Origin of the sequence: Thermocladium sp. ECH_B, assembly GCA_001516585.1 — an archaeon.
Classification (GTDB): Archaea; Thermoproteota; Thermoprotei; order Thermoproteales; family Thermocladiaceae; genus Thermocladium.
The window spans coordinates 1-4,804 of record LOBW01000104.1 but is presented as its reverse complement, the minus strand read 5'-3'; the positions used below and the strand labels follow the sequence as shown (position 1 = coordinate 4,804).

At 47.1% G+C, this 4,804-nt stretch carries 5 protein-coding genes and 1 pseudogene; 2 read left to right on the top strand and 4 right to left on the bottom strand.

All coding sequences use genetic code 11. The features are described from left to right. Positions 1–8: 8 nt before the first annotated feature. Both AT710_09205 and AT710_09200 read left to right on the top strand, forming a co-directional pair. A complete protein-coding gene (locus AT710_09205) occupies positions 9–854 on the top strand; it encodes a hypothetical protein (GenBank protein ID KUO90334.1) in 846 nt (281 codons plus the stop codon). A gap of 24 nt (positions 855–878) precedes the next feature. Continuing rightward, on the top strand, positions 879–1,607 hold the full coding sequence (locus AT710_09200) for a hypothetical protein (GenBank protein ID KUO90333.1): 729 nt from the start codon (positions 879–881) through the stop codon (positions 1,605–1,607). 131 nt (positions 1,608–1,738) lie between these two features. On the opposite strand, the gene AT710_09195 is transcribed toward AT710_09200, so the two are convergent. The 4 genes and pseudogenes from AT710_09195 to AT710_09180 form a co-directional block, all read right to left on the bottom strand. Beyond that, a complete protein-coding gene (locus AT710_09195) occupies positions 1,739–2,290 on the bottom strand; it encodes a hypothetical protein (protein KUO90335.1) in 552 nt (183 codons plus the stop codon). Between the two features lie 102 nt (positions 2,291–2,392). Beyond that, a complete protein-coding gene (locus tag AT710_09190; GenBank protein KUO90332.1) occupies positions 2,393–3,730 on the bottom strand; it encodes a hypothetical protein in 1,338 nt (445 codons plus the stop codon). A gap of 396 nt (positions 3,731–4,126) precedes the next feature. Next, positions 4,127–4,462: a hypothetical protein gene (locus AT710_09185; GenBank protein ID KUO90331.1), complete on the bottom strand. Its 336-nt coding sequence runs from the start codon at positions 4,460–4,462 to the stop codon at positions 4,127–4,129. 114 nt (positions 4,463–4,576) lie between these two features. Next, a pseudogene (locus AT710_09180) lies at positions 4,577–4,804 on the bottom strand.

The window sequence follows — 4,804 nt, the reverse complement described above, 5'->3', positions numbered from 1 at the left end:
CGATATACGTGGAGGCCTATGAGTTCACTTATTGGCCCCTCGCCAATGAATTGATCAATGCATCGAGGCGCGGCGTTGAAGTAATGATAGTCCTCTCGGGGAACGTGTATGGCGGCGTGCCGAGCAGTGAGGACGCCATAATTAATGAGCTTAATTCATCGGGGGCCAGGGTTCGCTTCATGTATGGCTATGATTTCACGCACTCAAAGGTCTTCATAATAGATAATGAGACGGCGGTGCTGGGCAGCATTAATCCCACTTACTACGGCTTAACGAGGGACCTCGGGATTGATGTGGTGATACATAACTCCACGGTTGCTCATGAGCTCGCCAACATTATAATCGAGGATTATGAGGGGAAACCGATCGTCCTTGATTACCCCGGCATAATTGTGTCCCCAATAAACTCCGCGCAATGCCTTGGGGAACTCCTCGACATGCCCGGCCCGCTGTACATGGCAATGGAGGAATTATATCCATCCTCCGGCGAATTCGGCGCCGTGCTCACCCATGGTCATCGCTACGTTGTCCTCAATGATTATGGGGAGAACCAGGCGGCATCAATGGAGTTAGGCGCGCGTTTACTGGGCGGCTTAACGGCTAAGGCAATAGCGATAAATGGGTACGTATATATAGGATCAATCAATCTGGACTCCACGTCGCTGAGCGGCAATAGGGAGATCGGCATCATAATTCATAATCCCGCCTTGGCGAGGAGGGNTGCCCTAATCATTGCGGCATGGTATGAGGATGCGAGTGCTCCACGGCGCCCCAATTACTTACTGCTCGCCGCCATCCTAGTTATAATTATTGCCCTAGCTGCGTGGGGACTCATGCGGAAACGGAAAGATTAAAAGCTCACTTTCCTGTGTCTCTGCATGATTGAGTTAATCTTGTTGGGGTTGATTTATCCCCTCATGATACTTGTGGCTGCGTATTTCCTCTATGGGGGGAAATTATGGAGGGGNCGCGGGGGTTGGGTCTTCGTTGGCGTTGGCTACATGTTATTGGCAATACTGGTGCAAATACCCATACAGGAGATACCAACTATTATTACAATTATTCGCNCGGGCATAATTGGAATAATGGAGGCAGAGAGGAGCGGGGGATTAATCATAGCGATATATGCCGGCTCAGTGGCTGGGTTAAGCCAGGAAATAGCTAAGTTCTTCGCCGTGAAAGATAGGGAACCCACTGCCTCTCTCTGGGTGGGGTACGGCTTCGCCATTATAGATGTGGCCACCATAATAGCATCAATCCTGGCCACGCTAGTAACTGCGCCGGGGGCGCCTCTCCAATTGATTTCCTTGATTGGCCTACTCCTTAATCCAATGGTATCAATGATCTTTCACCCTGGAACAGCCATGTTCCTGAGGTACTCACAGGGACTTGGGACCAGCATAAGGGGACTAATCATGGCCATACTTGCCCATGCATATATTGACTCGTACGCGGCGGCACTGAACTACTTGGCAGCATTCAGCGTGGTTTCGCAGAGTTACCTATATGGACTCACCACAGTAATGTGGTCAACGGCATTATCGATATCCATTATTTTCCTAATCATTGGCAATAGGAGTGTAAGGGGGATTGGTTCAGGGCATTGATTGGGGGTTTGGGCGTTGCGCAATATTTATATTTGCGTTACCATTAATTGGACACGCAATTAAGAAGGAATTACGCCCCCTCCACCCATCAAAACAATCCCAAGGCATCGCGGGCAAAACAGTTAGGGTTCCTATTGGGATAATTGCCTCGAGGCATATTCTCTATAGGTAACTATTATCGTGAATACATCTATTATTGCTATGCCGTAGGCCTCTAGGGTTGCTGCGGATGGCCACTTAATGAGGATTGCTGGGATTGGGGAAGCGAGACCCATTAGGAGCTCTATCCAGCCCTCCTTATTGCCGGACATGGCTGAACCCAAGCCCCAGGTTATTATTGCTAGGTCGAATTGCGCGAAGAACCATGTTGATACGAATACGTGGGGGTAAGTGCCTTCATGGAATACGCCAATCATTGCGAGGAAGAGCGCCGCTATTGATATGAATGATGCACCCACGGTCTCCAGTTTATTTCTGGAGTATTGGATTAAGTGAATGGAGAAGATGAGCACTAATGCCGCCGTTAGTATTAGTCCATAATTATATATCCATGGGTATCGAGCGGATGGACCCCCGAGATCGCTGAATGCATTCCTGGTGAATATGAACCATGGATTAATCCATATGCTTATGAGTATAACTGCCCAGGCAACTATGGCCGCAATTATGCCCGTTAATGCCATTAATGAACGTGAACCCATGCATCACTGATTTATTGGATTTTTAAAAATTAAGCGACTCATTATGAGGCGTAGAGTTAATGGGGGGCATGGCTATATTTGTGTTTATGTCTTGGCGGGCGCTTCTCCCGATGTTATCGCTATGCTAACTCCCTTTCCCGTCTCTATTCCCTTCATGTACCACGCTATGGCTGCCAGCAGCCCCATTGTCCACACGCCAGAGTTTAATGCCAGGAATTGAGTTAATGGGGCATTCACTGCCCAGAGCGTTTCAGGTATGAGGGAGCCTATGGATATTAGCCTGATCAAGCCAATGAATGTCCCCCTCCTATTGGTGGGCCATAGTTCTCCCTTGAATGTGTCCATGGTTAGGTACTGGATTCCAATGAAGATGTTCAACACGAAGTCCAGAATCATGAATGCGGAGAAGCTGCTCGTTATGATCCCGATCAGCGCTATTATTATGTAGGTGGTTATCGCTGAGCCGCCCGTGGAAACGAGGAGTATGATTTTCCTGCTTATCCTGTCCGCGAATGGAGCCACCAATAAGCCGCCTATGAATTCCGCCGCTGAGGTAACAAGTATTATTAATGCCGTCTGCGCGCTATAGTATATGGGGCCTAACTCGTAGGCTAATAGTCCAAAGCCCAAATCATTAGCAGTCATCAATGCGGTCGCTACCAGGAAGCGGAACCAGAGGGGCGGATTCATGCTTGCATTGACTTGCTCCTCTATTTTCGGCAAATTACTTGGATCCAGACTCACGCCGTAATACTTCCTGACCTCCTCAATGGCTTTATCAATCATTCCCCGCTTCTCCAGCCACCTAATGGATTCCGGCATCTTCATTCTGCTAATGACCAAGACGAAAAGTATGAGTATGCCTATGACCCCTATGGCGAGCCTCTGGTAATAGGGGCCAATTAATTGAGTGTTTAGGCTAATTATGGATACCAGCATTAGCCCCACATTAATGAAGTTGATTAGGAAGAAGGCGGCTTTACTCCTGTGGCGCCGCGGCATGACCTCATGCATATCGGTTAANATGACATTCATTTCTCCCCCGGCCGCCGCCAGTAGAATGGCTAGGGAAACTAGGAGCGATAAGTAGCTTGGCATAAGCATTGTTGCCGAAATGAATATCAATATGCCGACCGCGTACATGCTCATGGTTAATAGGAAGAGCCTCTTCCTGCCGAACTTATCCGAGAGGGGCCCAACTATTATTAACCCAACTATTAGCCAAAGAAATGGCCAAATCAATGTCAATGCAGTTAATTGGCTGGGCAGCGTGAACCAAGTCGTGGCTATTGGAGCTATTCCAACCAGGTAGGCCTCGAAGAGGAGTCCCATTGAGAAGGCGATGAAGGACCAAGTATGAGCGGATGACCACTTCAAGTCCTCCACCGCCCTGAACACGGAGATCCTATATGATTGATCCATATGAAATTAAACAAAGTAAAGTATTAATAAGCATTAAGTATCATTAAAATAATGCAAACTACAAGAACTATAATTACACAACCAAATAAATCGTTACTTCACTGACCCCTCCCCGGCCCTAAAGGGCGAGGTTTGCCGTTTAATTTACAGGATTTATAGGTTCCAAAATGGCTCTGTTTTCCTCAGCTTTTAGCCTTATTTTTCTGGCCTTAATTTTTCTATTCCTTAGGCAATAATAATTCTGTCTCTTTCATCCATGGTAAGTGTAACTTCTATGGTCTCAACACAATCTTATAATTAAGCCCTTAGGTTTCATGGGTAAAATTCATTCCTCAATTATTGGCATTTATGGGTTTTTAATTGTCTCTCCTTCTTCAGACAATTTAGATCAATTTCTCAGAGGTAAAGCAGGATAATGAGTATGAACGATAACTCCACAGCCTCATAGAGCCCATACATCCTTAGCCTGGTTCTAGATGAGTGCTTGCCCAAGTATCCCTTGATGTATGCGTAAGCCCCGGCCCAGTGAATCAGTGCGAAGGCAATTAATAAGGCGGTGATGGGTGAACCATATAGGACCAGCAGCACAATGAAGTAGAATAATGACTCATATATCGAAATGATTACTCCGATGCGCCTAGGCACGGCTAGTCCCCTGAACCCCAAATATGAGCCGAAGACGTGGATCAGGACCATTAATCCAGCAAGCATGTAAAGGGGCATCAGCAACATATAGAGACTTGGGGACAAGCCGATTAATTGCTTGCCGTAGTTACCGATAACATGCAAACCAATGAATGCGGTTCCTTAGGCTCCTCAGCACCACAGGTAAATATTGAGGAGCCCTCATTTGCCGCGGCTTATCCAGTAGCCCCTCATTAATTGAACGAATATATTCATTGAACTACCCGCTGCCTCCGCCATTAAGTGAACAATTGCCTCCGCATAAATCACGGATAATAAGTTGGCCATTCTCTCCAATGCATTAGCCGTGTCCAGCCTTAACTGGAGGCCGCTCCTAGTGGCGGAGCTCAGGAGAGTCACCAATAATTGAGTGGGCAAGGCAATTATTGT

What these genes read in the sequence shown, in the direction of transcription:
- AT710_09185 (KUO90331.1), bottom strand. Translation starts at nt 4,462, where the DNA reads ATGTTGCTGATGCCCCTTTACATGCTTGCTGGATTAATGGTCCTGATC.
- AT710_09195 (KUO90335.1), bottom strand. Translation starts at nt 2,290, where the DNA reads ATGGCATTAACGGGCATAATTGCGGCCATAGTTGCCTGGGCAGTTATA.